The sequence below is a fragment of the Streptomyces sp. NPDC003697 genome (assembly GCF_053587115.1).
In genome coordinates this window covers 70,639-96,284 of sequence record NZ_JBSFNN010000012.1, presented here as the reverse complement: position 1 = coordinate 96,284, position 25,646 = coordinate 70,639, and the positions used below count along the sequence as shown (strand labels likewise).

Sequence of the window (25,646 nt, the reverse complement as noted above, 5' to 3'; positions counted from 1 at the left end):
CCGTCCGGGCACCACGGAGCGCCGCCGCAGTCCGCCCACGTCAGTGCGACACGGGCGGGCTGCGGCGGCCGCGTGCCCACCCGCGGACCGCGGACGGCCGCGCGGAGCCCCGCGTCAGGGGCGCACCGGCGACGGCGACGCGTGCCGGCTGCCGCTCGCCGGCCCGGGCACCATCCAGCCCGCCGGAGCCGTCCTCAGCCGTCGGCGTACCCCCCGGACGAGCGTCCCCGCCGTGAAGGTCGCGCCGTGGACGAAGCGCATGGCCGGGCCGAAGCCGGAGGCGGTCACCAGGCCCGCGAAGAACAGGCCACGCCGGGAGGACTCGAACTCGCGCCCCACCTGCGGGGACCCGTCGGGCAGAGCCGCCAGCGTCCCGCGCAGGTCGGCCGAGAGCATGCCGAGCCGGTCGCAGCGCGCCCGGAACCCCGTCGCGGCGACGACGTGCTCGGTCTCCAGGCTGCGCGGCGCACCGTCGCGGCTCACGATGTCCAGCCGCACGCCGCCCGCCACCGCGCACGCCGCGGCGATCTCGTGACCCGGCAGCAGCTCCACCGCGCTCTCCACCCGGTCCCGCACCCACCACGCGCCCGCCGGGCCCAGCGCGGTGGCGGCGATGCGCGCCCGCGTCGGCTCCGGCAGGCGCCGGAAGAGACTGGGCCGCTCGGAGTAGAACCAGTTCCGCCAGCCGGGGCCCAGACCGCTGTGCGGGGAGCGCACCGACTGCCACCACGGGCGCTCCCAGGGCGGCGGCACGTCGTTCCACACCAGCCGGTCCGCCCGCGCCAGCACCCGGACGCGCGTGCCCTGCTCGGCGAGCAGCGCCGCGGTCTCCAGCGCCGCCTGGCCACCGCCGACCACCGTGACGTCCTTGCCGCGGAACCGGCCGAGGTCGCTGTGGTGGCTGCTGTGCGTCACGAGCGCGGGGTGCAGCCCCCGCAGCGCCGCCGGGACCTCGACGAACGGCATCACGCCGACCGCCATCGCCACCGTCCGCGCGTGCAGGGTCTCGCCGTCCTCGGTGACCGCCGCGAATCCGCCGGGGGCCGCCCCCACCTCGGTCACGGTGCGCTCGTCCACCTCCGGCACGGCGTGGCGCGCGAACCACAGGCCGTACGCGGCGAACGCCTCCACCGAGATCGGGTGCGCGTGACGGGCCGGCAGCCCGTGCTGCGCGCAGTACGCGTCCAGGCGCCAGCGCCCCTGCGGGTCGGAGAGGTTCGACGCCCACGGCTCCGACTTCAGCAGCATCCCGCGGGGCATGTGGTCGCGCCACGACGCCATGGGCCGGCCGAACACGCGCAGGTTCAGCCCGGCGGCCGCGGCGTGGGACGCGATCGACAGGCCGTACGGGCCCGCGCCCACCACCAGAAGGTCGTACATCATCGACTGCTCGCTTTCTCGTTGTCGGTCAGGGAGGGGGAGGGCACCCGGGGCGCGGGACGCGGCCCGGGAACCGTCGCCGCGCTCAGCCGCTCCTGCAGCCGGCGGGACACGTGCCGGCACCACAGGGCCCACATCGCCCGCCCCGGAGCGCGGTCGTCCGGGGCGTGCCAGGCCAGTTCGCGGCCGCCCGGCGCCGTCCGCAGCGCGGCCAGGGGCGCGTAGTTCTCCACCACGAAGGCCCGTCCGGCCAGCGGCGCCCCCTCCGGGAACGGACGGTCTGTCAGATCCAGGTGAAGGGCGCGTACGACGTCCAGGCCCGCGCTGTCGGTGAAGAGCCGGAACTGGGCGCCGGGGCGCGGGTTGAAGTCGAGCAGGTGGTACCGGCCCGTCGTGCCGCAGCGGCGGAAGTCGAGGTCGAACACGCCGCGGTAGCCCAACTCGCCGGTCAGCCGCTCGGCCAGCGTCCGCACCTGCGGGTTGGGCGTCCAGCAGCCGACCGCGGTCAGCCCCGCCCCCCGCGGCCAGGCCAGCTGCTTGCGGCCCGGACCGCCCGCGCGCACGGCGCCCGAACGGTCGGCGTAACCGTGGAAGAACCAGTCCCGGTCCGGTCCCGGCGCCAGGTACGCCTGCAGCAGCAGCCGGCTGCCCGCCTCCTCGGAGCGCAGGTACAGCTCCCGAGCCTGCTGCACGGAGCGCACCAGCATCGTGCTGCGCAGGCCGCTGCCGGCGGGCAGCAGCCAGGGGCGGCTCCACTTGGCCACCAGCGGCAGTCCGAGCCGGCGTGCGCCGGCGGCGGCCTCCGCGGGGCTGCCGGGAACCAGCGTCACCGGGTGGGGGACGTCCGCGGACGCGCACACGGCGGCCAGTTCCTCCTTGTCGGCGACACGTTCCGCCAGCGTGGCCGGCATCGCCGGCAGCAGGTAGGAGGGTGCGAGGTCGTCCCGCATCCGGCCCGCGGCGATCGCGGTCGCGTCGTCCATGGGGACGAGGACGGCGGGGCGCCCGATCCGGTCGGCCACGCGGCGCAGCACGGCGAGGATGTCGTCCGGGGACGCGCCCGGCAGCGGCGGGGCATGCATCTGCCGCACGTAACGCGACCTGCTCACGGGACTTTCCGCGGAATCGGCGACGACGTGCACTTCCACTCCCGCCCTGCCGAGCGAACGCACGGCACCGAGCGTTCCGTGGTGGAAGGGATTCCGGTCGATCCGCACCAGTACGGCGGGAACACCGGTGTCGAGCAGCGACACGAATTCACTCTTCTTTCGTTTCGGCTCCCCCGTGCGGGGGAGCGGGGCACGCAAAAGCCGCAGTGACGGTGGCGCCGCCGGCTTTCCTGTGCCTGACTTCATATGACTGTCCGTCAATTGTGAAAACTTCGGCAAAAGGCCGGACGAGAGCGAAAGGAAGGAGCAGGCATGGCCCTACGGCACAAGCGGGCCCGAATTTGCCGGCTGGCTGCGGGCGCGGTGGTCGTCGCGGCCTCCGCCACCCTGGCGTCCGGGCCCGCGGCGGGGGTGGAGGTGCTGCGAGCCACCGGTCCTGACGCTCCCGTCCCGCCCCCGGCGGTGCCCGCGGCGACCGCCCCGGCCGCTGCCGCGGCACCCACGGACACGCCCGTGTTCCCCCCGCTGCCGCCCGTGCCCTGGCTGCCGAACGCGCCCCAGCTGCCGACCCTGCCCCCGGCGCTCGTCCCGCTGCCGCAACAGACCACGGCCATCGGTGCCTTCCTCGGCTCCGACGCCGGTGGCGTGGGGCGCATCGCGTCGCTCAGCCGCTGGCTGGGCGACGCCGAGATCCGCGTCGGGCACACCTACCTGCCCGGCAACCGCTGGAGCGACATCGAGGGCGACGTCAGCTTCCTCGACGCCTGGGCGCGCTGGCGCAACGAGAGGCCCGAACGCATGTTCGTCCTCAACGTGCCCCTGCAGGAGCGCAACGAGGCGGGTCTCTCCGACGACGAGGTCGGGCAACTGCTGCGGCAGGGCGCGGCCGGGGCGTTCGACCATCACTTCCGCGCACTCGCCGAGCGGCTGGTCCGGCTGAAGGTGCCGGACACGGTCCTGGTGCTCGGCTGGGAGATGAACGGCGTGACGTACTCCCACCGCTGCGGACCGGACCCGGAGGCCTGGAAGCAGTACTGGAACAGGATCGTCACCACGATGCGCTCGGTGCCGGGCCAGCGGTTCCGCTTCGACTTCGCGCCGAGCCGCGGCCTGGACGCCGTCGCGTGGACGCGCTGCTATCCGGGTGACGACACGGTGGACATCATCGGCATGGACTCCTACGACCAGCCGGCCCGGCTGTCGTTCGACCAGCAGGTGACGGAGCCCTACGGGCTGCAGGCACATGTGGACTTCGCGGCGGCCCACGGCAAACCCATCTCCTATCCCGAATGGGGGCTCTTCCGGAACGGCGACAACGCCGAGTACGTGCGCCGGATGCTGGCGTGGATGGACGACCACCGGCCGCTCTACCAGGCGCTCAGCGACTACTGCCCGCACGGTGTGTGGCGGTGCGGGGACAACCCGAAGGCGTCCCGCGTCTACCGGTCCGTGCTCTTCGGCCGCACCGGAGGGACGGTGCCGGGCCTGCCGCCCGCGCCCGCCACGCCGCAGCGCCCGAAGGGCTGCTCCCCGCTGGACCTCGGCGGCTGGGTGGAGTACTGGCTCGGCGGGACGCTTTGCATCCGCTTCGACTGGTGGTCGCGCGAGCGCTAGCGCGTCCGCCGGTCCGGCCGGTGGCGGCCGGCCCGCCTCGGGGTCCGCCGCCACCGCGCACCGCCCGCACCCCCGTGCCCGGCCCGGCGCCGGCTCGCCGGGCCGGCTCCCGCCGGGCCCGGCGCCGGCCGCGCGCACGGCGGTCACCGCTTCGCCTTCGCCACGGTGGCGGGAGCGGTGGCCGGGCCGGGAACCGAGGCGGCGGGCGCGGGCCCCTCGTCCTGGCCGGTGCGCCGGGGCCGCACCAGCAGGGCCAGACCGCACAGCAGCCCGCCCGCGCTCGCGCCCACCAGCGAGGTCACCACCGCCGACGCGGACGTCGGCTCGGTCGGCCTGACCGCGCGCGAGAACTGCACGAGCTGGACGTGGGTGCTGTCCTTGGCGGCGTTGGCCTGCCGGGTCAGCGCGCGGGAGACGGCGTTGGCCATGTCGGAGGCGAGGGCCGGACGCGAGGAGGTCGCCGTCACGGCCACCATCGGAGCGTCCGGCGAGGTCGCCGCCCGCACGCTCTCCCGCAGCGTGCGCACCGGCACGCCCGCCCGGTCCTGGGCCTCCGCCAGCACCGCGAGCTGGGTGGCGACCCGGCCGTACGCCTGCGCGAAACCGAGGGCGGAGTTCGCGTCGGACTTCGGGGTCGGCACGGCGACGACGTAACTGGTGGCCGTGTACGTGTCGGGTGTCAGCAGGCCGTACGCGCCGCCGAGCAGGCCGGCGGCGAGGGTGCCGGCCGCGAGCAGCGACCAGGACGGCAGCGTCCTGACACGGGCCAGGGACAGGCGGCGCTGACGGGTCGGGGTGTCGGTCATGACGGGCTTGCTCCCGAAGGTGAGAGGGGGGATGACGACGAGCTGGAGACCGCTGCCGCGTACACGCCCATGAGCCGGGTCGCGCTGCGGGTGATGCTGTAGCGGTGCGCGGCCTCCGGGGACGTGCGCGGCCGGGGTCCCGCCGCGCGGACCGCGGCGATCTCCCGGGCGTACTCCTCGGGGCCGCCCCGCACGCGCCGGGCGCCCGCGGCGGCCGACTGCGGCAGGTCCTCGATGGCGGGGCAGGAGGCGTAGAGGACGGGCAGGCCGCAGGCCATCGCCTCCACGGCCGCCAGGCCGAAGGCCTCGTCCGTGGACGGCGACGCGAGCAGGTCCATCGCGGCGGTGAGTGAGGGCAGGTCGGGGCCGGGGGAGCCGTCCGGGACGTAGGGGCGTTCGCCGGTGAACAGCACGCGCCCGGCCACCCCGGCCTCGTGGGCCGTGCGGCGCAGGACGTGCTCCTCGGGGCCGCCGCCCACCAGCAGCAGCCAGCAGTCGTCCGGAAGCCGGGTGAGCGCCTGGACCAGGACGTCGAACCGCTTGCCGGGGGCGAGCCGGCCCACACCGCCGACGACGTACGCGCCCTCCGGCAGGCCGAGGCGCCGCCGGGTGCGCTCGCGCCGCTCCGGGTCGAAGCGGAAGCGGTCCAGGTCGATGCCGTTCGGGACGACCTCGATGCGGGGCGCGGGCACGCCCCACCGCTTCAGCCGGTCGGCCACCGCCGGGGAGACGGCGACCGTCGCCGAACCGAGGCGCTCGCTGGCGAGGTACAGCGTCCGCACCCCCGCCGTCAGCCGGCGCCCCTCCATCTGCGAGTCGCCCAGCGAGTGCTCGGTGGCGACGACCGCGCGGACGCCGGCGACACGCGCGGCGAGCCGGCCGTAGACGCAGGCCCGGTACAGGTGTGTGTGCACCAGGTCGTAGCCGCCGGAGCGGATCACCCGGACCAGGCGCGGCAGCGCGGCCAGGTCGCGATTGCCGCTCATGCCGAGGTGCACCACCCGCACCCCGTCGGCGGCCAGGCCTTCGGCGACCGCGCCCGGGTTGGTGAGGGTCACGACGTCGCAGTCGACGGGCAGGTGCCGCAGCAGCAGCCGCAGTTGCTGCTCGGCGCCGCCGACGCCGAGCCCGGTGATGATGTGCAGCGCCCTCATCTCACACGCCCTCCACCGCGCGCCGGCGCAGACGGTGCAGACGGTGCTTCAGGTGCAGGCGCCAGGCCGTGTCGTTCTGCCCGACGTGCACGCGCGGCAGGGCGTGCGTCCCGGTCAGCGAGCCGGGGTCGATGGCGCAGGCGTACGCGTAGCCGGCCTCCCGCACGGCCTCGGCGGCGCGGGCGTCGACCGTGCCGTACGGGTAGCAGAAGCCGTCGACCCGGGTGCCGGTCAGCTCCTGGAGCAGCGCGCGGCTCTCGACGGCTTCGGCCTTGAGGGTGAGGTCGTCGGCCCGGGTCAGGTCGACGTGCGTCAGCCCGTGGGAGCCGATCTCCACCCCCTCGGCGGCCGCCTGCCGGATGCCGTCCGCGGTCAGCAGCGGCTTGCGCGGGCCGAGCGGGTCCCAGGCGTTGTCGCCGCCGAGCCGTCCCGGCAGCACGAACAGGGTGGCGCCGCAGCCCCTGCGGCGCAGCACCGGCAGCGCGTCGGTGAGGAAGTCGGCGTAGCCGTCGTCGAAGGTGAGCCCGACCAGGCCGCGCCCCGCGCCCCGGGCGCGCGCGGCGAGCAGCTCGGCCACGGACACGCCCCGCAGCCCGCGCCGGCGCAGCCACACCAACTGCCGGTCGAGCCGCTCGGGCGTGACCGTGATGCGGTAAGGGTCGTCCGAGCAGTCGCCCACCGAGTGGTACATCGCCACCCACGGGCCCGGGCCCGGGCCCGGGCGGGGGACGGGGAGTCTGCCGGTGTCGACGGGACTAGCGGAAGCGGCCATGAGTGAGCTTTCGTGTGAGGGTGCGCGCGGAGCGCAGTGCGGATGCGTGGCCCTGGGCGCCCAGGGCCACGGCGAGCGGGACGAAGACGACGGTCACGGTCAGGCAGCCGGCCACCAGGCCCGCCACCGGGGAGTCCGGCCGGCCGGCCACGAACGCCCCGGCGACGGTCGCGACGACCGCGGCGCGCACGGGCCTGCTCAGCTCGGCCAGCACCTGCCGGATCCGCAGGGAGAGGCTCTGGGGGCCGGTCCGGTGGCCCGTGCGCAGCCCGGCGAGGAGCAGGGCGGCCGTGACGGTGATGCCCAGCGCGTTGGCCGCGGCGATCCCCGTCACGCCCCAGGCGCCCACGGTGGCGGCTCCCATCCAGGACGTCACGGTGATGCCCACGGTCATCGCGCCGACGGGGTACCAGCTGGGCCGGCCCGCCGAGAAGTAGGAGCGGACCAGGGCGCCCACCAGGGTCTGGCCCAGCAGCCCGAGGGCGTACACGCGCATGACGCCCGCCGTGGCCGCGGTGTCGTCGCCGGTGAACGCGCCGCGCTGGAAGAGCAGTTCGGTGAGCTGCGGGGCGCAGGAGATCACCACGCACATGCCCAGCAGCACCAGCCCCGAGGCCAGGGCCAGATCCCGCTGCACGCGGTTGCGGGCCCGTTCGGTGTCGCCGTCCGCCAGTGCCCGCGCCACCACCGGGAAGGTGACGGTGCACAGCATCAGCGACATCGTCATCGGAATCTGGGCGACCTTCTGCGCGTAGTTCAGATGCGAGATGGCCCCGGCGGGCAGGCCGGACGCGAGGAAGCGTTCGACGAGGACCTGCGACTGGCGGACCAGCGCGAACAGGAGAACGGCGGCGATCAGGGCGAGCTGCATCGGCCGTTCTTCGGTGTCGGCCCCGGTCCCGCGCGGCGCCTGGGTGCGCGACGTCAGCTGCCGCCACAGCGAGGGGACCTGCACCGCCACCATCAGGCAGCCGCCCGCCGCCACCCCGACGGCGGCGGAGCGCACGCCCCAGCTCCCGCCGAACAGGAACATGGCGGCGACGATGCCGGTGTTGTAGGCGACGTAGATCGCGGCAGGCGCGAGGAAGCGGCGGTGTGCCCGCAGGGCGGCGCTGCAGTACCCGGCGAGCCCGAAGGTCAGTACGCAGGTCGCCGTGAGGCGGGTGCAGTCGGCGGCCAGCCGCGGCTCGGGCAGGCCGGGTGCCAGGGCCCGCACGAGGTAGGGGGCCACGGCGGCGACCAGCGCGGCCAACGCGGCGAGGGCGAGGCACAGGCGGGGCAGGGTGGCGGCGACCAGGGCACGGACCGGTTCCCCCGCGGCGCCCCGGGCGCGGCGGGCCAGCGCCATGCTGAACGCCGGGATCAGCACCAGCGCCAGCCCGTCCTCGATGAGCAGGGTGGCGGCGAACTCCGGCACGGTCCACGCGACCAGGAAGGCGTCCGTGTCGCTGCCGGCGCCGAACAGCCGCGCCAGGGCCTGGTCGCGCACCAGGCCGAGCACGGAGCCGGCGATGGACAGCGACGCCGTGACAAGCGTGGCCCTGGCGAGGAACTTCCGGGAGGTCGAGGTCGGATCGGCACCGTCCCCGGCCGGGGAGGCGGCGGCACGCGCCGCGGGGACGGTCGGGGTGCCGCCCGTCGCCGACTCGCTGCTGTGGGAAGGCTTCACCGTCATCGCGCCACGGCCTCCTCGAGGCGCCCGCGCGCCGCGGCCGGCGCGGCGGCGGGCGCGGGGGGCGCGGCGGCGCTCCCGGGCCGGTCGCCGGCCAGCGCCCACCACGCCGCGAGCCCCAGGACCATGGCGGTCAGCACGGTCGAGGGACCGCCGATGTCCCCGTACACGAAGTCGGTCAGCTGCCAGACCAGCAGCCCGCAGGCGACCAGCCCGCAGTCGAGTCCCGCCCGGCGGTCGCGGACGCGCAGCATCCTGCGCAGCCCGCACACCAGCAGCGCCAGCCAGCCACCGGCGAGCGTGAGCAGGCCGACCAGGCCCTGCTCGCTCAGCACCAGCAGGTACATGTTGTGCGGCGACAGCAGGGCCTGCCTGTGGTACGCCGACCCCGCGCCCGCGATCTCGCTGCCCGACGACAGCGCCAGGGTCGCGTGGCCGTCCCGGTACTCGGGGAAGCCCTTCAGGCCCACACCGGTCAGCGGGTGCTGGCGCCACATGCCGGTGGCGGACGCCCACAGCGTGTACCGGTCGACGACGGAATGGTCGGGGGCGTCGGTGACCTGCGCGATGCTGTCGATCCGCTCCTGCAGCAGTGCCGAGCCGAAGCCGAACCCGCCCACCAGGATGACGCCCGCGGCGGCGGTGGCCGCGGCGACCTTCAGCGCGCGCCGCACCCCGGCCAGCACCAGCTGCAGGGCACAGGCCAGGGCGGTCGCGATCCAGGCGCCACGACTGAAGGAGAGCGCGAGCGGCGCCAGCAGCGCCACGGCGCACCCGGCGGCGATCGTCCGCTGCCGCACCGGCGACCGGCCCAGCGCGATCCCGACCGCGCACACCAGGCCGAGGGCGACCGCCCCCGCCATGCCCATCACGTCCTGCGCCCCGAAGGTGCCGACCGCCCGGATGTCCTCGCCCTGGTAGGAAGCGCCGGTCCGGGTGACGTACTGGTGGACGCCCAGGGCCCCCTGGCACAGCGCGAGCCCCACGAACGACCAGGCGAGGACCCGGAAGTCCGCCCGGTCGCGGATCAGCAGGAGCACCGCCGCCGGGACGAGCACGAAGATCTGCAGGTAGCGGCCGAGACCGCCGAGCCCGGCCCCCGGCGAGGAGGCGCCCATGGCGGCGAGCGCGAGCCCCACCACCGGCAGGCCCAGCACCAGGGCCGCCGCCGGCGACAGGGAGCGCCTGCGCTCCCGCACCAGGCGGATCACGCAGTACACCACCACCAGCCCGGACACCACGTCGGCGGGCCCGGCCCCGCCGGGAGTCAGCGGCAGGGCCAGCAGGACCAGCACGGCCACCATGGGCAGGACCGGCGTCAGCGCGGCCGCCCGGTGCGGGAGCCGTGTCAGGGCGTGGCTCACGTATCTCAGCTCCCCGTCGGGCGGACCAGCGAGGCCGCGGTGCGCAGCAGGATGCAGACGTCCTGCCACAACGACCAGTCGTCGATATAGGCGTTGTCGAAGCGGCTGCGGTCCTCGATCGAGGTATCGCCGCGCAGTCCGTTGACCTGCGCGAGGCCGGTGATGCCGGTCCGCATGCGGTGACGGGCCGCGTAACCGGCGTAGGTCTGGCTGAACTGCGAGACGAAGTAGGGGCGTTCGGGCCGCGGTCCGACCAGGCTCATGTCGCCCCGGAGCACGTTCCACAGCTGGAGCAGCTCGTCCAGCGAGGTGCGCCGCAGCATGCGGCAGAACCGCCGCATCTCGTTCTCGTTCGCCACGCTCCACCGGGTCGCGGACTCGTGCTCGTCGACCGGGCGGTGCGTACGGAACTTCAGCAGCGTGAACGGCTTGCCGTCCTTGCCGATGCGCTCCTGCCGGAACACCACGCCCGGCCCGTCGCAGAGCCGCAGCGCGACCGCGAACGCCAGCAGCAGGGGGCTGATCAGCAGCAGCAGCGTCCCCGACACGAGGATGTCCAGGGTCCGCTTGCCCGCACTGTCGGGGCGCGTGGGGGACAGGTCCAGGCGCCGGCAGGCGAACCCGGCCAGCCGATCCTTCGCGGGGCACGTCGGGGAGTCGGCGTCCAACTCCCACACCGTGCAGCCCGACTCGGCCAGCTCCCGCAGCAGCGGCCCCTGCTCGGTGCGCACGGAGGGGTGGACGGCCAGCACCGTCCGCACCCCGTTCTGGATGACCGCGCGCTTGACCTCCTCACCGGTGGTCAGCACCGGAAGGCCCTCGGCGCCGTCCGGCTGCTCGGCGACGACCCCCACGGGCCGCACACCGCACCCCGGGTGCCGCAGCACGGCGGCGGCCACGCGCTGCGCGGTCGCCGCCGGGCCGACCAAGAGGGCGGTGTGCGGGTGGCGCAGCAGCTTGGCGCGCCGGCGGCCGTGCACGGCGCCGCGTAGCACGCAGCCCGCGGCCGCCTGCAGCGCGAGGCCCGTCAGCACGGTGCCGGCGGACAGGTCCTGCCGCGGCGGGCACATCGTGGCGAGCGCCGCCAGCAGCAGCCAGGCCGCCGCCATGCGTCCCCACAGGGCGGGCAGTTCCTCCAGCAGCCTCGGCACGGGCGGCAGGCCGTCGCGCGGGCGCAGCACCAGCGAGGCGACCGGCAGCAGGGCGACGACGAGCGGATGGCACCCGGTCCCGCTGAGCGCCAGGGTGCCCACCACGGCGGCGGTGCCGTCCGCGACGAGCAGCGGCACCGGCGAGACCGGCCGTGCCGCGGGCCGTGGGGCGGGGAACCTCACACCGGCCGGAGTGCCGCGCGGCGGCACGACCGAGACGGGCGAGGACTGGTGGTCCCTCGGCTGCACGCCGGGGGAGTGGATGGTACGTTCGGCGGTCACGAGTGGTTCGACTCCCTGTGCTCAGTGGGCTCGAAGCGCTGTCCGGTCCGGTTCGCCTCGGTGCCACGACCTGTGTCGAGCGGCCGACCGTGCTGTGTGCTGAACGCCTGCGCGCGCTCGGCCGCTGGGGACGGGCCCGCCCTCTCGGTGGCGGGCCCGGTGCCGAGCACGTCGCGGTAGACGTCCGCGACCGCCTCGGCGGTGTGCCGTACGTCATGGGTGCAGAGCACGTGCCGGCGGGCCTCGTCGCCGAGCGACGCGCGCAGCGGCGGGTCGAGCAGCAGCCCGGTCACGGTCTCGGCCAGTGCCGCGGGGTCCTCCGGCGGGACCAGGCACCGTGCGGCGGAGGAGGGCGGCAGGCTCTCGCGCGCCCCGTCGACGTCCGTGACCACCACGGGCCGTGCGCAGGCCATCGCCTCCAGCGGGGCCAGCGCCATGCCCTCCCAGCGGGAGGGCAGGACGACCACGTCGGCGGCCTGGTACCAGGGGCAGGCGTCCGCGACGGCTCCCGTGAACAGCACGGAGGCCGGCGCGTCCGCCCCCAGCCGGTCGCGGTCCGGGCCGTCGCCGACCAGGACGAGGCGGGCGTCGGGCACCTCGCGCACGACGGCCTCCCACGCCCGCAGCAGCACGTCCTGCCCCTTCTGCCGGCACAGCCGCCCCACGCACACGGCGAGCGGCGCCGACGGGGAGACGCCGGCGAGGGGTGCGAGACCGGCCCGCACGGCGCCGGCGGCGGCCGGGCGGAAGCGCCCCGGGTCGATGCCGTTGGGGACGACCGTCCACCGGCCGGCGATCCTGGCGCGGACGCCGGTGGCGCGTTCCGCCTCGCTCACGCAGACCACCCGCGCGGCCCAGCGCGCCCCCCACCGCTCCCACCTGAGCGCGAGGGCCGAGGTCGTCCCGCCGACCGCCTCGAACGACCAGGCGTGCGGCTGGAAGACCGTCGGGATCCGGCCGCGCACCGCGAGCCGGCCGGCGAGCCCGGCCTTGGCGCTGTGCGCGTGCACCAGGTCGGGGCGCACGTCGTCGATCAGCCGTGCGAGGTGCCGCACCTCCCGCACGAGCGACGGGCCCGGCGACCGCGTGGCCTCCCAGCCCCGCACCTGCGCGCCCAGCGCCCCGAGCCGGGCGCTGAGCTCGCTGTCGGGGCAGGCCGCGACGACGTCCAGCCCGTCCGCCAGCTGGGCGCGGACCAGGTCCGTCACGACGCGGGCGACCCCGCCGTCCACCGGTTGGGTCACGTGCAGGACCCGCGGCCGGGTACCGGCGGGCGGCACGTCCGTATGCGCGGTCTCTTTGTTCACGGCAGCGCTCCGGGCTGGTCGCACCGCGCTCACTGCCGGGCGTCGACGGCGGCGAAGAGCACACCGGCCCACGCTGCGTCCCGCTGGGAACGGAGCCGCAGGGTCACCTGGTCGCCGGCGCGGCGCCACCCCCTGCCGAGGTCGAAGACGTCGGAGTCGTAGCCGAGGGTGTGCGGGTAGGCCGGCTCGCGCGCGGAGGACATCGACTGCGGCTCGCTGATGGTGGAGTTCAGGACGTCGCCGTAGGGATTGGCGGAGTCGGTGAGCTCGGTGGAGTCGGACTCGAAGCCGGACTGACCGGTCGTCAGGACCAGCGAGTCGCCGGTGGTGCGGCGGTCGCCGTTGTACGCCACGACACCCGCTTGGCCCCCCGCTCCGGCGGGGAAGGCCGCGTCGCGCAGCCGCAACTCCTGCCCACCGGACTGTACCGGGGCGAAACCGTCCCAGAGGGCGAGGTGCCGCAACGGCTCCGCCGCGTTCTCGTAGGCCACCACCAGCGTCCAGCCGCCCCACGCCCCGGCCGCCGACCTGCCGCTGGCCACGTTGACCTGTGCCACGGTGTACAGGCCGGCACCGCTGTCGCGCACCAGCCCCGTCACGTCGGCCGACGCCTGGAAGGCGTCCACGTCGTCCGTCACGCGGTGCCCGACGACCGTGTCCGCGACGACCTGCTTGTACTCCCCGCCCGGTTCCGCGATCAGCACCCGCCCGTTGTCCTCCGCCGGCTTCTGCTCGCCCACACGCAGGTTGCCGCCCCAGTACAGGCGCGCGTAGGTCACCTGGGAGCCGGAGGGCAGGCGGACCTGCGCACGGGAGGAGTTGTAGGTGTTCGGGTCGCGGTCGACGTCGACGTAGAACATGTCGAAGCCGCCGTTCACCCCCCTGCCGTCCTGGGCGGCCGAGCACCCCCTCTCGCTCGAGCGGCAGGTGATGGAGGTGTTGGCCGCGCGCACGATGCCCCCGTGCAGGAGCGCGCGGTACCGCTGGTCGAACGCGAGGCTGCTCGCCTCCGGCGCGGGCGCCGCGGCGGCCGGGAGGCCGCCGGATGACCACATCGCTGCAATGGCGAGGACGCCCGCTGTCGCGCCGCGAACCAGCGGAACCAGAGAATGGCGCATGACCGTCGTTGCCCTTTCGGAACAGGTGGCGGTGGCAGGCGGCGGCACCCGTGCGATGCGTCCGCCCGGAGGGATGCGTGGGAGGAGCGCAACTCTAGTCAGCGAGCGGACAAATACCGCGAAAGGAATATAAATCAGAAAAATGTGTCGGAATCGTGAATGCGGCCACACGGCTTCGCCGCGACGCGCGGGGGCTCTGGGGCTGTGCGCCAACGATGTGGTTCCGCGCGGTCGTTCGGCCCGGACGGTGAGTGGGCCGTGAGCGCCGGCCGGCCCGGCGCCGGCTTCGCGCCCGCAGCGACGCGGGCGGCACCGACCGCCACCCGGCGCCCGCCCCCCGGTGCCGGCGGCCGTCCCCCGGTGCCGGCGGCCGTCCCCCCGCTGGCCGAACTGCCCGGATCCCAGCGGAAAGGACACTGCCGTTCCCCCGTTCGGGGCGGGAGCGCGGCCGGCCCGAACGGTTGTGCTGCCGGTCTCCGCACGGCAGCACGACTGATCTCATATGAGGACTTGCAATCTTCGGCGTTTCGGGTTTCCCGTCCGGTCAGGGCTCGTTAGGCACGACGACAGAGTCCCCTCCGGCAACCTTCGTTGCCGCGGAAAGGAACACGATGAAGTCCCTGAAGGCTGCCGCCGTCCTTGCCGGATCCCTGATCGCTGCCAGCGTCGGCGCGCCTGCGTTCGCCGAGGGGGCCGTCGCCCCGAGTGCTCCGGCGGCTCCGAGCATGCCCGACATGCAGGCCGCTCCCGCTGCGCAGAGCGCTCCGGTGGCCCAGGCCGCGCCGATGACCCAGACAGCGCCGGCGTACCAGGCCGCGCCGATGACTCAGGCCGCTCCGGTGTACCAGTCCGCGCCGATGACTCAGGCCGCTCCGGTGGCCCCGTCCGCGCCGATGACGCAGAGCGCTCCGGTGGCCCCGTCCGCGCCGATGGCCCAGAGCGTCCCAGCGGCTCCGGTGGCGCAGGCCGCGCCCGCGGCCCCGGCGGCTCCGACGGCCGCTGCTGCTCCGATGGCGCCGAGCGCTCCGGTGTACCAGTCCGCTCCGGTGGCCCAGGACGCGCCCGCGGCTCCGAGCGCTCCGGTGGCGCAGAGCACCCCTGTGGCTCTGATGGCGCAGGGCGCGCCGGCGGCCCCGAGCGCGCCCGCGGCCCCCGCTCCGGCGTCCGCGAACGTTCCCGACCTGGCGGGCACCGACTTCAGCGGCGGCGTCACGACCAAGCTCCCTGTCGGCGTGAACGGCCACAACTCGCTGATCCCCACGGCTCAGGAGACGGCGGCCGCCGTGCACCAGGCCAAGCCGGTGCACGGCAACCTGTGGCTGTAGGCCCGGGACCACATCACCGTACGGAGGCGGCCCCCGGTTCGGTCCGAGGGCCGTCCCTCCGTGTATGTACGGCCCGTGACGCCGGCCCGCCGCCCGCGCACCCGCGGTCGTCCGGAGCCTCTTTGCGCCCGGGGCGGGACCCCTCGCCCGGCGGCGGGTCGTGCGCGCCTGCGGCCACCGGCGATCACCGGCATGGCCGCGTGGCAGTGACCGATCGGGCCCTTCGCCGTTACGGCTACGGCCAACCGAACCGGACGAGGAGCGCACCTTGGTCGTCAGCATCGCAGGAGCACCGGCACGTACCGGGAACGCGGCAACGGAACCGGCACGGCGCGGACCGAAGGGCCTGACACGGCGGAACGCCACGGGCGGTCTGGCCGCCTGCGCCCTGGCCGCCGTCCTGGCCCCGGTGGCTGCCGTCCCACAGTCCTCACGTCCCCGGTCCGCAGCCGGAGACGCCCCGGACCGCACCGGTTTCGACGAGGTCCACGAAGGCCGCCGCATCAGGGGCGTGTGGATCCCCGCCGGCGGCGCGGCCGAGGACGGGCGGTGGGACGTCACCGTGGACGGCCGCCCGCTGCACCTGATGCGCCGCGCCGACGGCACCTGGCTGAGTATGGTCGACCACTACGAGTCGTACCGGACACCGCTGGAGGCCGCCCGCGCCGCCGTCGACGAACTCGGCCCCGGGCGGCGGCTGCGCGTCCCGGCCCTGGGACCGGCAGGTGCGGCGCATTCACGGACGGGGCACCGGCATGGCGTACGTGCGTAGGGACGCCCGCACCCTCACGGCAGCCGAGAAACGCCGGTTCGTCAAGGCGCTGCTCGAGCTCAAACGGCGTGGCGAGTACGACGAGTTCGTGCGGACCCACATCCAGTACTACCCGTCCGACGGCGAGCTCGGACTGCGCAGCGCCCACATGGCGCCCTCCTTCCTGCCCTGGCACCGCCGCTTCCTGCTGGAACTCGAGCGCGCGCTGCGCCGCGTGGACTCCTCGGTCACCGTCCCGTACTGGGACTGGACGCGCGACCGCACACCCACCTCCGTCCCCTGGACCGCGGACCTCCTCGGCGGTGACGGGCGCAGCTCCGACGGCCAGGTGACGACCGGTCCGTTCGCCTACCGGGAGGGGCACTGGACCATCAAGGTCGGGGTCAGCGACGAGCCCTTCCTCACCAGGGACCTCGGCCGCTCGCGCCACCCGATCGACCTGCCCACGAAGAGCGAACTGGAGTGGGCGCTGAAGGACCCCGCGTACGACGTGGCGCCCTGGGACTCGACGGTCACGCGGGGTTTTCGCAACAAGCTGGAGGGCTGGGGCACCGGCCGGGGCAGCGCCTCCTGGCGCAACCACAACCGGGTGCACCGCTGGGTCGGTGGCGCGATGCTCGGCGGCGCCTCCGTCAACGACCCCGTCTTCTGGCTGCACCACGCCTTCGTCGACCTGCAGTGGCAGCGTTGGCAGCGCCGGCACCACGGGGCCCGCTATCTCCCCGCGACGCCGCCGGCACGCGACGACGAGCAGTACGACCGGGTCGTGGCCCGGCACCAGAAACTGCCTCCGTGGGACGTGACCCCGGACGAACTGGAGGACGTCGGACGGATCTACCGGTACGCCTGAGCGGACGTACCGTCACGCACGGCAGGAGCCCCGGCGTTTCATCGCGTCGGGGCTCCTGCGCGGGACCGGCGGAGGTCAGTGACCGTAACCGTGCTTCTTCTTGTGGTGGCCGCCGCCGTTCTTGCAGGTGTTGCCGACGGCCGGGTTGAGGGCACCGATCACCGAGACGGTGTTCCCGCACACGTTGATCGGCGCGTGGATCGGCACCTGGATCACGTTGCCGGACGCCACGCCGCGCGAGCCGATGGCCGCGCCCTGGGCGCCGGCGTCCGCCGCGGCGAGACCGGCCCCGCTGAGGACGACAGCGCCCGTGCTGAGGGTGACGATCCCCGCCTTCGTGATGAGAGACATCCTCTGCTCCTTATTGGTAAGGCGGCGGCGTCAGGGCCACCGCACTCCCCCCTCAACGCGATGATCCGCCACCAGTTACGGCGTATGACCACAGATCACCCTTGGACGGGGGCCCGCCGGTCGAGCCGGGCTTCGGCCCCCGGCCCTTCCCGGCCGCCCGTGCTTCCTTGGGTCCGGTCCGCCTCAACTCGCCGTCGCGGTACGAGGGTCAGCCCCGTCACCGTGCGTCCCGGTTCATCACTCATAGCTTTTGAACTTTCTTCGCGAAACTTCCGTAAACGGGCGTTTCTCTCCCTGGGGGTCGTCACGGGGCGCATATAGTAACCACTGTAAGTGGCCGGTCCACAACGGACTGTGTCGGTTCGAGAACGGAGCAGTAATGCGCAGGTACCAGAAGGCCGCAGTCGTCGTGGCCATGCTCGGCAGTGTCGGCTTCCTCGGTGCGGGCGTCAGCCAGGCCTACGGTGGCGACGGCGGCCCGACGTTCAAGCTCGACAACAAGCAGAACCAGTCGTGCGAGCAGAACGACTCGACGCAGGGTCTCATCAACATCGACGACGTCAACGTCTCGGCCGGCGCCCTCCTGGGTCTGTCCAACCAGGACAACAGCGAGCGCGAGTCGCTGGTCTGCACCCAGAGCTTCAAGCTCGGCGGTAAGTGATCACTGATGCAGTGACGGGCAGGACTTGGGGCCCGGGCACATGTGCCCGGGCCCCGGGCCTGGCCGGACGGTCGGCGGCCGTGCGTCCGATGCTCGACACGAAACTGTGCGTGGCGGTACCCGGTGATCCGGTTGGCTTCCCGCTGGTGGACGCCGGATCCACAGGTACAGGTCGGTGCAGAAACGTTCCTCTCGCGTCCGGCCCGACGCGGCCCGCACTGTCCCGGACCGCGAGGCGATCCGCGGCGGCGACAGTGCCCTCGCCGGTGGGGCCCGTTCCGACACCTCTGGACGGTGCCGGCTCGGCCGACTCGCGGCCACTTGCCGGCTGTTCACGCTCCGTCAAGTCCGGGCCGCTGTACGACAAACCAGACAATACTTTTTTTCGCGGTAATTACACGTCCGGGTGTTTCGTGCGTCGCCAAACCGTGGACAGCGCTTAGAGTTGGCCACTGACAGTGACCGATCCATCGCGGAACGTGTCCTCTCGAGAACGGAGCAGTAATGCGCAAGTACCAGAAGGCTGCAGTCGTCGCGGCCATGCTCGGCAGCGTCAGCTTCCTCGGCGCCGGCGTCAGCCAGGCCTCTGGCGGCGACGACCCGACGTTCAAGCTGGACAACAAGCAGAACCAGTCCTGCCAGCAGAACGAGTCGAAGCAGGGCCTCGTCAACGTCGACGACATCAACGTCTCGCTGGCCGTCCTCGGCCTCTCCAACCAGGACAACAGCGAGCGTCGGTCGCTGACTTGCACCCAGGCTGCCGTCCTGGGCGACGACTGAGCACTGATCGGGTGATCTGGGCAGGCCACGAGGTTCGAACCCCTGGGTCCGAGCCCCGGGCCTGCCCGGTTCGTTTTCACGGCCAGGCGTCCGGTACGGCTCCGTCCGGTCAGTCGCGGCGGGTCGACCATGAGGGAAAAGGCAACATGTTCAATTCGAAGAAGATCGCAGCGGCGGCAGGCGTCGTGGGGGGCTTCGCTCTGCTCGGCGTAGGGGCGGTCCAGGGCTTCGCCGCCGACGGCTCCGGCGGGTGTGTCGACGACGGCAAGGGCAGCGTGCGCTGCGTGCAGGTCACCGAGTACCACATGACCGTCGACAAGGGCGGCAACGTGCACGTCGTCAACGACTCGACGCAGTCCTGCCCGAGTTCGCAGAGTGAGGTCAGCTGCGTCAACGCCGTCGAGCTCAACGGCAAGAAGTCCTGAAGCTCCCTGGCGGCGGAGACGTCCTCGTTCAGGGGACGCCCGTCGCGTGAAACCCCGTGTCAGCGGAAAGTGGCCGGGATCCGATTCCGGGTCCCGGCCACTTGCTGTTCCGCCACGCGGTCGGCCACCGGGGGCCGGTGACCGGTGGCCGACCGGACGGCGACCGGTCCGCGGGCACGCAGAAGGGCCACCGCGCGACTTTTCAACCGGTGACCCTCGATGAGCGTTGCGCCCGTATTGCCAGGCCGGCCGGCCCGGCGTGGCGGGTCCTCAGCGGCAGCCCTCGGCGGAGGCCGGCCCGGCCCACAGCGACTCGACGGCGTTGCAGTACGGCAGGTCGTCGATGGGACGGTCGGTGCAGAACCGGCCGATCAGGTCCGCCACCTCCTCCATGCGCTCGACCGGGGCCAGGTGATCGGCCTCCTTGACCGTCGTGAAGCGCGCCGCGGGCATCACCGCGGCGACCTCGCGGCCCATCTCCGGGGTGCACAGGGTGTCGTACTCCCCTGTGAACACCAGGTACGGCACATCGGGGACGGGCAGGTCCTCGTAGCAGCCGTGCGTCATCAGCCTCGTGTTGTGCTCGAGCGCCTTCTTCAGCTCGTCCGGCGTCTGGGTCGTGAACTGCCGGTGGAGCAGACGTGCCACGGCCGCGTGCTTGCGGACCCGGCCGGCATCGGGGTTCGACATGAACATCCGGACCAGCCCGTCGGCTGCTTCGGCGATCTCGCCGCGTTCGAGCGTGTGCGACAGACGCGGTACGGCGTCGGTGTAGCTGTCCGGCAGACTCTTCGCCGCGCCGCAGAAAACGACGCGACGGACGAACTCGGGAGACAGCTGCGCGAAACGCAGGGCGACGACCTCACCGAAGCAGCCGCCGAAGAGATTCACCTGCGGCATCCCGATTTCCACCAGCATGTGCTTCACCGCGGCGGCGAGGAAGTCGATGCCGTACCGCGCCGGCAGGAAGTCGGAATCGCCGTAACCGGGAAGATCGACGGTGATCAGCGTGCACAGCGGCGCCAGCCACTTCTCGTGCCCCTGCCATGAGTACCTGTTCTGGGACGAGCCTCCGAGCAGGAGCAGCGGCGCCGTCTGCGGGACGCCTTGGCGCACGACGCGGCACCGGTATGCGAAACCCTCGAAGACGAGACTGTGTTCCTCCACCTGCTTCGGTGCCGGGGGAACGGGCCCGGGGAGCCCTGTGTCGGGGGAGGCCTGCGGGGTGATGACGGCTGCGCGCATGAACGGCTCCGAGAAACATGGAACGACGGCGAACCATGCCATGATTACCAGAATTCTCACCGTTCGGACGGAATCACTCATATGTGGGCGATCCTGGTGAAAACGCACCTCCGTCCGGGTGGCTGCCGCGACGGCAAGGTGATGATCCGCCTGTCTGCTCGGAGCGGGGCGGCTACCGGGGGACATCGGGCCGGCAGGCTCTCAGGGGGAGGCTCCAGGCCGCCTGCCGTGCCGTCCGACCTGGCGCCACCCGGACGCCCGCGCCACCACGGCAGGGGCCTTCGTGGCTGCGCTCCTCATCGTGCTGCCCGCGTGCGGCGACCTCCGGCGTCGCTGGTGGGCACGCGGCACACCCGCAAGTATCGTCCCGTGATCAGGGATCAGTGGGGAAGGCGGGCCGCATGGTGACTTCGCAACCGGACGACCTCGTCGCGGTTCAGTTGATCGCTGCTCTGAACTACCCTGCCGCTCCCGGGGCGGACCGACTCGTGCCTTCGCCCTGGCTCATGGGACAGGGCGAAGGCACGTTCGCGGCTTCTCAGTCGATGCAGAACTCGTTGCCCTCGATGTCCAGCATCGGGATGCACGCATCATTGCCGTCGTACAGCGTGCGCACGTGCACCGCACCGAGCGGGACCAGTCGTGCGCATTCCGCCTCAAGTGCGGCGAGGCGTTCTTCCCCCACGAGTCCGGTGCCGACCCGCACATCAAGATGCACCCGGTTCTTGGCAGCTTTCCCCTCCGGGACACGCTGGAAGTACAGCCGCGGGCCCACACCTGAGGGATCGACGCAGGCGAACCAGGAATCCCGCTGCTCCGGTGGCTGCGAGCGCTTGAACTCGTCCCAAGTGGCGAACCCCGCCGGTGGCGGCGGTATGACGTACCCCAGCACCTCGCACCAGAAACGAGCGAGCCGCTCAGGTTCTGCGCAGTCGAAGGTGACTTGGAACTTCTTGATCGGCGTCATGGGGACACGGTAAGGGCGCGCGTCGGCACCGAGGCTCCGGGCGCCGTCTCCGTGCAGTCCGAGGTATCGGTTCCCCGGCGGCCGCGACGGCGGCGATCATCCGGTCGGCCATGCAGAGGGGCAGGGTTAGTGACGGTTGATCGGAATCTCGTGGACGATCTCGCAGTGAGCGGCGGGCACCACGATGTCCGCCGTACCGCGACCAAGTCCGGGCCCGTGGCATCGTGCCGGCCATCGCGCGCCGCGGCACCCGACACGGCACGGGGCTTGGCACCTATCGCTGGGTGATCGAGCGGAGCTTCGCCTGGCTCCACGGCTTCCGGCGCCTGCGCGTCCGTTGGGAACGCCGAGCCGACCTCCATGAAGCTTTCCTGAAACTCGCCTGCTGCCTGATCACGCACCGGCAGCTCAGCTTGCTGTGTCGGCCGTTGTCAGTCCCACCAAAAGGACCAGAGGGGAGAGTTGACGAGTGAGGCGGCGTAGTCGGGATACGGAACGGTGCCGTCGTTGATGTTGTCGGCGCCGGTCAGCACATGTTCGAGAGCGAGATGGGTGGCATGATCGGCGTCCCGGGGCGGCCGCGCGACGGAGACGTGAATCATTGCGCCGTCAAAGGCGACGACCCGTGCACCGAAGCGGTCCTCCCAACTGCGGAGCAGGGCGCACAGCAGGGGCAAGGGGGCTTCCGCCTGCCAGCCCATGACCGCGGGAATGTCGGCGGAGCGGGCGGCCGCAACCAGGGCCAGATGAGGCTTGGGCAGCGGGTAAGGGTCAGCCATGAGCCGGGCGATGGCGGTGCGGGCGGCGGCATCAGGGTCGTCGTTGGCCAGGGAAGGGCTGTCGGCCGCCAGGCCGGGCCAGCGGTCGAACGGCGCCCCGGGATCCTCGTTCCAGGGTTCGACGCCCTCTGACAGGTCCTCCGGTTCCTGCGGCGCCGCAAGCTGCCTCAGCTGAAAGGCTCGATAGGAGTGCCAGTCCCGTTCCAGCACGTCGTGAAGGTCCAGTGCGTCGACGGACGCGAGGGCGGTGGGCCGCCCAGGTCCGTAAGGGGCGGAGACGAGCAGTGGCCACAGTCCGGTTTCCTCGCGGCGACCCTGGCAGTGCGACCACGACCCCACGGGATCCGAAACTGGTTCCTCGGATAGCCACATGCGCGGTGGTGGGGCGTCGCCTCGGACGACTTCGGGGAGGCAACGGCCTGGCGGAAGCCCATCGGGCAGTGACGAGTACATGCGCGCACGTTAGCCGCGGTCACCGACACCGCCCACCACTGATCGGGGCAGACGCAGCTTCCGAGACATGCTCGCACGGCAACGTCCGCGGCGTGGGTTGCCAGGTCGGCGACGATCTACGCGGCGACCTCCTCACCGGGGAGAGCGATCTGCTGGGCCTGAGCGGCTTCCAGCGCGGTCGCCGCCACCGCGTCGGCGCCCCGCACGCGGCGAGCCGCCAGCCAGGCTGTCGGCCGGGCCCGGCCGCGGCGGCGGATCGAGGCCGGTGTCCGATAGCCGGTCAGCGGGACCAGTGCACCCTTGTGATTGGAGTAGTCGAAGGAGCGCTTCAGGGCAGGGAAGACACCGGTCAGCACGTCACGAAGGCGGTTGGTCATCCGCCCCCGATCGGCGACCAGATCTGAGCGGTGAGCCGTCAGCAGCGCAAGATCGGCGGCCAGCTGCGCGGGCACCACATCTCAATCATCAGCCAGGGTGCCCCGAAGGGCGCGGCGGCCACTCGCTCCGAGCCACATCCGGCAAGCCGCCTTGAGCCACACCCCGCCCTTCCGGGCCGTCCAACAGCTTACGGAGCCGCCCTGAACCAGTAGAGAAAGCTGTAACTCACTCGGTCGTGTGGGGCTTGTCTTGTCTCGGTTGATGCTTGACGTTGTGGCTTCAACGGCTGCCGCAGAGCTGATCTCGATGGTGGCCCGCGCCTCAGGTGTGAAGAAAGGTGGGCCTCAGTTGCAGGTGCCGCTGCCGGAGTCGCTGTACTGCAGCGCCGTGGAGTCGAAGCCGGGGCCGGGCAGGACGGGCTTGTAGTCCCAGCTGTAGCTGTTGGACTTGAGGGTCAGCTTCATGACGCCGAAGGCGCTGGCCTGGGCGGTGACCACGTTGGGGTTGTCGTAGTTGCCGGGCGAGCCGGCGAGGGCGTCGAGGGCCTCGCCGCCGGAGCCGACGATGAACTCCGGGATGCCGTGGGTCGGGTCGTACCGGCCGTCCGGGTTCATCGGGCGCAGCCGGGCGTATGCGTGCTCGTGACCGTTGAGGATGAGCGTGGCGTGGTGCTGGTAGAGGAGCTTCCACCACGCGTCGGTCGCTGCACCCTCGGCGCCGCCGGCGCCCGGCGCGGACGCGGGCACCGTGGCGGTCGAGGCCGTCGTGGCGCTGAAGGTCCCCTGATGCCAGTACGCGATCGTGCACTGACGCTTGTTGGCGGCCAGGTCGTTCGAGAGCCACCGGGTCTCCTGGCCGAGGAGGCCACTGTCCGTCGTGGAGCAGTCGTGTTTGAACGCGTCGGAGTTGCACTCGGCGTTGAGCGAGACGATGTGCCAGTTGCCGAGGTTGTAGGAGTACCACCCCTGCTTGTCGGCGGTGTCGTCGCCGGCCTGACCGTGGGTCTCCGGCGTGCCGGCCTGGTCGTGGCCGTTGAAGTAGCCGAAGTATCCGGCACCGTTCTGCCCGGCCTCGTTGTCGCCCTTCTTGGCATACGGGTAGTACTCGTGGTTGCCCGGCGCCGGACGTTCGAGCATCCTCAGGCCGCCCCATGCCTGCTCGAAGGACTGCTCGAAGTCGGTCAGCTTGCCGACCTGGTACTGCTCGTCGCCCAGCAGTGCCACAGCATCGGGGTGCATGCTCGTGGCCTGCTTGGCGGTTGCGAACTCGGCGCTCATGCCGCCCAGAGTGGGGCTGCCGCACTTGAGCGACGCCGGGGTGGCGGCGTTCTCGGCGTCGTCGGGCTCGCAGGCGATGTCGCCGACAGTCGCCAGGGTGTACGAGGCCGCGCTGTGGTGGGCGTAGGGCCAGTCGTTGTCGCTCTGGTGCGCGGCGGCGACGGCGGTGCCGGTGACCGCGAGGACGGCCAGGCCGACAGCTGCGGAGGAGATCTTGGTGACGCGTTTCATGTGCGGTGTCCTTCCACGGCGGGAGTAGTCAACGCACGTTAGGCAGTCGATCTATCAGTCGACACAAACATGTGCCAACGGTTCGGTGAACTCCGTTTGTGGCAGGGCGGCCACGGCATCCCTGCTGTGGACGGCTGCAAGGTGGCCGACTGGCCGGCCTGCCACCGCTGTTGCCCGCCCGCCGAGCAGATCTCCGAGCGGACCGTTGGCAGCGTCGGCAGTTTCATGGTCGCCGGACAGCGCATCCAGCTCGGCCGCGGCTATGCCCAGGGCGTCACCGTCCATCTGAGCGAGGACGTGACCCGTGTCTTTTGCCGGTCGTGAAGTCGTATACGCAGACTGGCAGTTCGGCGCCCTATCGGTGGACGAGCGGCACGAAAAGCACTGGCTGGATCGTCCAGGTGATACGAGTACTGCCCTGGGTGACTGACGCAGTGCAGGGCGCGGCGCGCAGGAGAGCTCTCTTCGTCTCGATGCGGCCGTTGTACAGCCATTCCCACGCCTCGTCGGATGCGTCCGGATCGAGCGCCGGTGAGATCGTGCGGAGTGCGACCGAGACCCATCTGTCGGCCTGGGGCGCCGAGTAGGCGTCGGTGGATGTCCGTAGTGCCGGCGACCCTCCCTCGGTGAGGTCTTCGGTCCAGCACTCGCACCAGTAGCCGCGTCGGGGCCCATCCATTGGCACCGGCGGTCTCCGGGGCGCGCGTCCCTGGAGAGTTCTGTTGTGACCGCGTGGTTGGTGCGGCTCGCCGGGATGCGGAGTTCGGCGATGACGGTGCGGCCGCAGTTGTTGCCCTGGATCAGGACGCTGTCGGCGAGAGCGGCGACCATGCCGAGTCCTCGGCCGTGGGTGGTGCTGGAATGCCGATCCACACGGCGACCCCGGAGGTCGGGAAGCAGTGGACCGACACGGGGGAGATCCACGAGCAGCGTGGCCTGAAAGGCCGGGCGGAGGGTGAGACACGCACTGTGCCGGGGCATCCGGCCCTGACGCGTATCCTGCGGCAGCACATCGAGGACGAGCAGCTCCAGCCGGGTGATCTGCTCTTCCAGGGGGAGTCCGGTGGCATCCTCGCCGGCTCCGTCATCTGTCGGGGGTGGCGCAGTGCGCGTAAGGCGGTACTGCCCCCGCACGTCTTCGAGTCGCCGACCGGGCGGCGCGTGTGGGACAACCGGAACACGCGCCTGACGAAGTGGCTCAACGACGGCCTCCCGCCCGCCCAGGCGGCGGAGTGGGCCGGGAACAGCGTCGCCGTGCTTCTGGCGACCTACGCCCGGTGCATCGAGGGCCAGCCGCCCGACCTCAAGAGGCGGCTTGAAGCTGCCGGTGATCTTCCCGATCGGCCGCCCGCCGGCTGACCCTGCGGCCCAGAACTTCGACACGTATGCGACACGGCCACCCGCGAAAACCCGGTGACCGGAC

The 25,646-nt window shown here is 72.7% G+C and carries 24 protein-coding genes and 3 pseudogenes; 10 read left to right on the top strand and 17 right to left on the bottom strand.

The window, feature by feature from the left end; translation table 11 throughout:
* Positions 1–114: 114 nt before the first annotated feature.
* Together ACWDNY_RS07590 and ACWDNY_RS07585 are read right to left on the bottom strand one after the other, a co-directional pair.
* A complete protein-coding gene (locus ACWDNY_RS07590; RefSeq protein ID WP_451644807.1) occupies positions 115–1,380 on the bottom strand; it encodes an NAD(P)-binding domain-containing protein in 1,266 nt (421 codons plus the stop codon).
* A complete protein-coding gene (locus ACWDNY_RS07585) occupies positions 1,380–2,633 on the bottom strand; it encodes a carboxylate--amine ligase (RefSeq protein WP_451644789.1) in 1,254 nt (417 codons plus the stop codon). Before ACWDNY_RS07585 ends, ACWDNY_RS07590 begins: the two co-directional genes overlap by 1 nt.
* 168 nt (positions 2,634–2,801) lie before the next feature.
* Between ACWDNY_RS07585 and ACWDNY_RS07580 the strand changes: the two genes are divergently transcribed.
* Positions 2,802–4,103, top strand: coding sequence for a glycoside hydrolase family 26 protein (locus ACWDNY_RS07580; RefSeq protein WP_451644788.1), 1,302 nt, complete (start codon positions 2,802–2,804; stop codon positions 4,101–4,103).
* A 143-nt stretch (positions 4,104–4,246) separates the two neighbouring features.
* Here ACWDNY_RS07580 and ACWDNY_RS07575 read toward each other — a convergent pair whose 3' ends face one another.
* From ACWDNY_RS07575 to ACWDNY_RS07540, 8 genes are read right to left on the bottom strand one after another with little or no spacing between them, the layout of a single operon-like run.
* The gene (locus tag ACWDNY_RS07575; protein ID WP_451644787.1) at positions 4,247–4,909 is read right to left on the bottom strand and encodes a lipopolysaccharide biosynthesis protein; all 663 of its coding nucleotides are present in this window, start codon (positions 4,907–4,909) and stop codon (positions 4,247–4,249) included.
* Entirely contained in the window at positions 4,906–6,063 is a 1,158-nt protein-coding gene (locus ACWDNY_RS07570; protein WP_451644786.1) for a glycosyltransferase, read from the bottom strand. The genes ACWDNY_RS07575 and ACWDNY_RS07570 overlap by 4 nt, the downstream gene beginning before the upstream one ends.
* Before the next feature lies 1 nt (position 6,064).
* Positions 6,065–6,835, bottom strand: a complete 771-nt coding sequence (locus ACWDNY_RS07565; protein ID WP_451644785.1) for a polysaccharide deacetylase family protein — start codon at positions 6,833–6,835, stop codon at positions 6,065–6,067.
* Complete coding sequence (locus ACWDNY_RS07560) at positions 6,819–8,510, bottom strand: lipid II flippase MurJ (RefSeq protein ID WP_451644784.1); 1,692 nt, start codon at positions 8,508–8,510, stop codon at positions 6,819–6,821. The genes ACWDNY_RS07565 and ACWDNY_RS07560 overlap by 17 nt, the downstream gene beginning before the upstream one ends.
* Positions 8,507–9,871, bottom strand: a complete 1,365-nt coding sequence (locus ACWDNY_RS07555; protein ID WP_451644783.1) for an O-antigen ligase family protein — start codon at positions 9,869–9,871, stop codon at positions 8,507–8,509. The genes ACWDNY_RS07560 and ACWDNY_RS07555 overlap by 4 nt, the downstream gene beginning before the upstream one ends.
* A 5-nt stretch (positions 9,872–9,876) precedes the next feature.
* Positions 9,877–11,304 (bottom strand): exopolysaccharide biosynthesis polyprenyl glycosylphosphotransferase, encoded by a 1,428-nt coding sequence (locus tag ACWDNY_RS07550; protein WP_451644782.1) that lies wholly within the window; start codon positions 11,302–11,304, stop codon positions 9,877–9,879.
* A complete protein-coding gene (locus ACWDNY_RS07545; RefSeq protein WP_451644781.1) occupies positions 11,301–12,611 on the bottom strand; it encodes a glycosyltransferase in 1,311 nt (436 codons plus the stop codon). Before ACWDNY_RS07545 ends, ACWDNY_RS07550 begins: the two co-directional genes overlap by 4 nt.
* Positions 12,612–12,640: 29 nt before the next feature.
* The gene (locus tag ACWDNY_RS07540; protein WP_451644780.1) at positions 12,641–13,729 is read right to left on the bottom strand and encodes a DUF3344 domain-containing protein; all 1,089 of its coding nucleotides are present in this window, start codon (positions 13,727–13,729) and stop codon (positions 12,641–12,643) included.
* Between the two features lie 611 nt (positions 13,730–14,340).
* On the opposite strand from ACWDNY_RS07540, the gene ACWDNY_RS07535 reads away from it, so the two are divergent.
* The 3 genes from ACWDNY_RS07535 (at position 14,341) to ACWDNY_RS07525 (ending at position 16,676) form a co-directional block, all read left to right on the top strand.
* Complete coding sequence (locus tag ACWDNY_RS07535) at positions 14,341–15,054, top strand: hypothetical protein (RefSeq protein WP_451644779.1); 714 nt, start codon at positions 14,341–14,343, stop codon at positions 15,052–15,054.
* 268 nt (positions 15,055–15,322) lie between these two features.
* Entirely contained in the window at positions 15,323–15,826 is a 504-nt protein-coding gene (locus ACWDNY_RS07530; protein ID WP_451644778.1) for a tyrosinase family oxidase copper chaperone, read from the top strand.
* Positions 15,810–16,676, top strand: a complete 867-nt coding sequence (locus tag ACWDNY_RS07525; protein WP_451644777.1) for a tyrosinase family protein — start codon at positions 15,810–15,812, stop codon at positions 16,674–16,676. Before ACWDNY_RS07530 ends, ACWDNY_RS07525 begins: the two co-directional genes overlap by 17 nt.
* 75 nt (positions 16,677–16,751) lie before the next feature.
* Here the strand turns inward: ACWDNY_RS07525 and ACWDNY_RS07520 are convergent, their stop codons facing one another.
* Positions 16,752–17,027 carry a chaplin gene (locus ACWDNY_RS07520; RefSeq protein ID WP_451644776.1) on the bottom strand — a complete coding sequence of 92 codons (276 nt, stop codon included), beginning with the start codon at positions 17,025–17,027 and terminating at the stop codon, positions 16,752–16,754.
* 379 nt (positions 17,028–17,406) lie between these two features.
* On the opposite strand from ACWDNY_RS07520, the gene ACWDNY_RS07515 reads away from it, so the two are divergent.
* The 3 genes from ACWDNY_RS07515 (at position 17,407) to ACWDNY_RS07505 (ending at position 18,893) form a co-directional block, all read left to right on the top strand.
* Positions 17,407–17,688, top strand: coding sequence for a hypothetical protein (locus tag ACWDNY_RS07515; protein WP_451644775.1), 282 nt, complete (start codon positions 17,407–17,409; stop codon positions 17,686–17,688).
* Between the two features lie 504 nt (positions 17,689–18,192).
* A complete protein-coding gene (locus ACWDNY_RS07510) occupies positions 18,193–18,468 on the top strand; it encodes a hypothetical protein (protein ID WP_451644774.1) in 276 nt (91 codons plus the stop codon).
* Between the two features lie 146 nt (positions 18,469–18,614).
* Positions 18,615–18,893 (top strand): hypothetical protein, encoded by a 279-nt coding sequence (locus ACWDNY_RS07505; RefSeq protein WP_451644773.1) that lies wholly within the window; start codon positions 18,615–18,617, stop codon positions 18,891–18,893.
* Positions 18,894–19,163: 270 nt separating this feature from the next.
* On the opposite strand, the gene ACWDNY_RS07500 is transcribed toward ACWDNY_RS07505, so the two are convergent.
* Complete coding sequence (locus ACWDNY_RS07500) at positions 19,164–20,138, bottom strand: alpha/beta fold hydrolase (protein WP_451644772.1); 975 nt, start codon at positions 20,136–20,138, stop codon at positions 19,164–19,166.
* 538 nt (positions 20,139–20,676) lie between these two features.
* Positions 20,677–21,105, bottom strand: a complete 429-nt coding sequence (locus tag ACWDNY_RS07495; RefSeq protein WP_451644771.1) for a VOC family protein — start codon at positions 21,103–21,105, stop codon at positions 20,677–20,679.
* Positions 21,106–21,299: 194 nt separating this feature from the next.
* Between ACWDNY_RS07495 and ACWDNY_RS07490 the strand changes: the two are divergent.
* Positions 21,300–21,578 (top strand): annotated as a pseudogene (locus ACWDNY_RS07490) (transposase); the annotation flags it as partial.
* Here ACWDNY_RS07490 and ACWDNY_RS07485 read toward each other — a convergent pair.
* The 3 genes and pseudogenes from ACWDNY_RS07485 to ACWDNY_RS07475 form a co-directional block, all read right to left on the bottom strand.
* The gene (locus tag ACWDNY_RS07485; RefSeq protein WP_451644770.1) at positions 21,537–22,094 is read right to left on the bottom strand and encodes a DUF4253 domain-containing protein; all 558 of its coding nucleotides are present in this window, start codon (positions 22,092–22,094) and stop codon (positions 21,537–21,539) included. The pseudogene ACWDNY_RS07490 and the gene ACWDNY_RS07485 overlap by 42 nt on opposite strands.
* A gap of 362 nt (positions 22,095–22,456) precedes the next feature.
* A pseudogene (locus ACWDNY_RS07480) lies at positions 22,457–22,789 on the bottom strand (IS110 family transposase); the annotation flags it as partial.
* Positions 22,790–23,059: 270 nt separating this feature from the next.
* Entirely contained in the window at positions 23,060–24,223 is a 1,164-nt protein-coding gene (locus ACWDNY_RS07475) for a metallophosphoesterase family protein (protein ID WP_451644769.1), read from the bottom strand.
* 125 nt (positions 24,224–24,348) lie between these two features.
* On the opposite strand from ACWDNY_RS07475, the pseudogene ACWDNY_RS07470 reads away from it, so the two are divergent.
* Positions 24,349–24,535, top strand: a pseudogene (locus ACWDNY_RS07470) (IS481 family transposase); the annotation flags it as partial.
* Positions 24,536–24,578: 43 nt separating this feature from the next.
* Here the strand turns inward: ACWDNY_RS07470 and ACWDNY_RS07465 are convergent.
* Positions 24,579–24,902 carry a hypothetical protein gene (locus ACWDNY_RS07465; RefSeq protein WP_451644768.1) on the bottom strand — a complete coding sequence of 108 codons (324 nt, stop codon included), beginning with the start codon at positions 24,900–24,902 and terminating at the stop codon, positions 24,579–24,581.
* 182 nt (positions 24,903–25,084) lie between these two features.
* Here ACWDNY_RS07465 and ACWDNY_RS07460 point away from each other — a divergent pair, with 182 nt between their 5' ends.
* The gene (locus ACWDNY_RS07460; protein WP_451644767.1) at positions 25,085–25,582 is read left to right on the top strand and encodes a hypothetical protein; all 498 of its coding nucleotides are present in this window, start codon (positions 25,085–25,087) and stop codon (positions 25,580–25,582) included.
* The last annotated feature ends 64 nt before the right edge of the window (positions 25,583–25,646 follow it).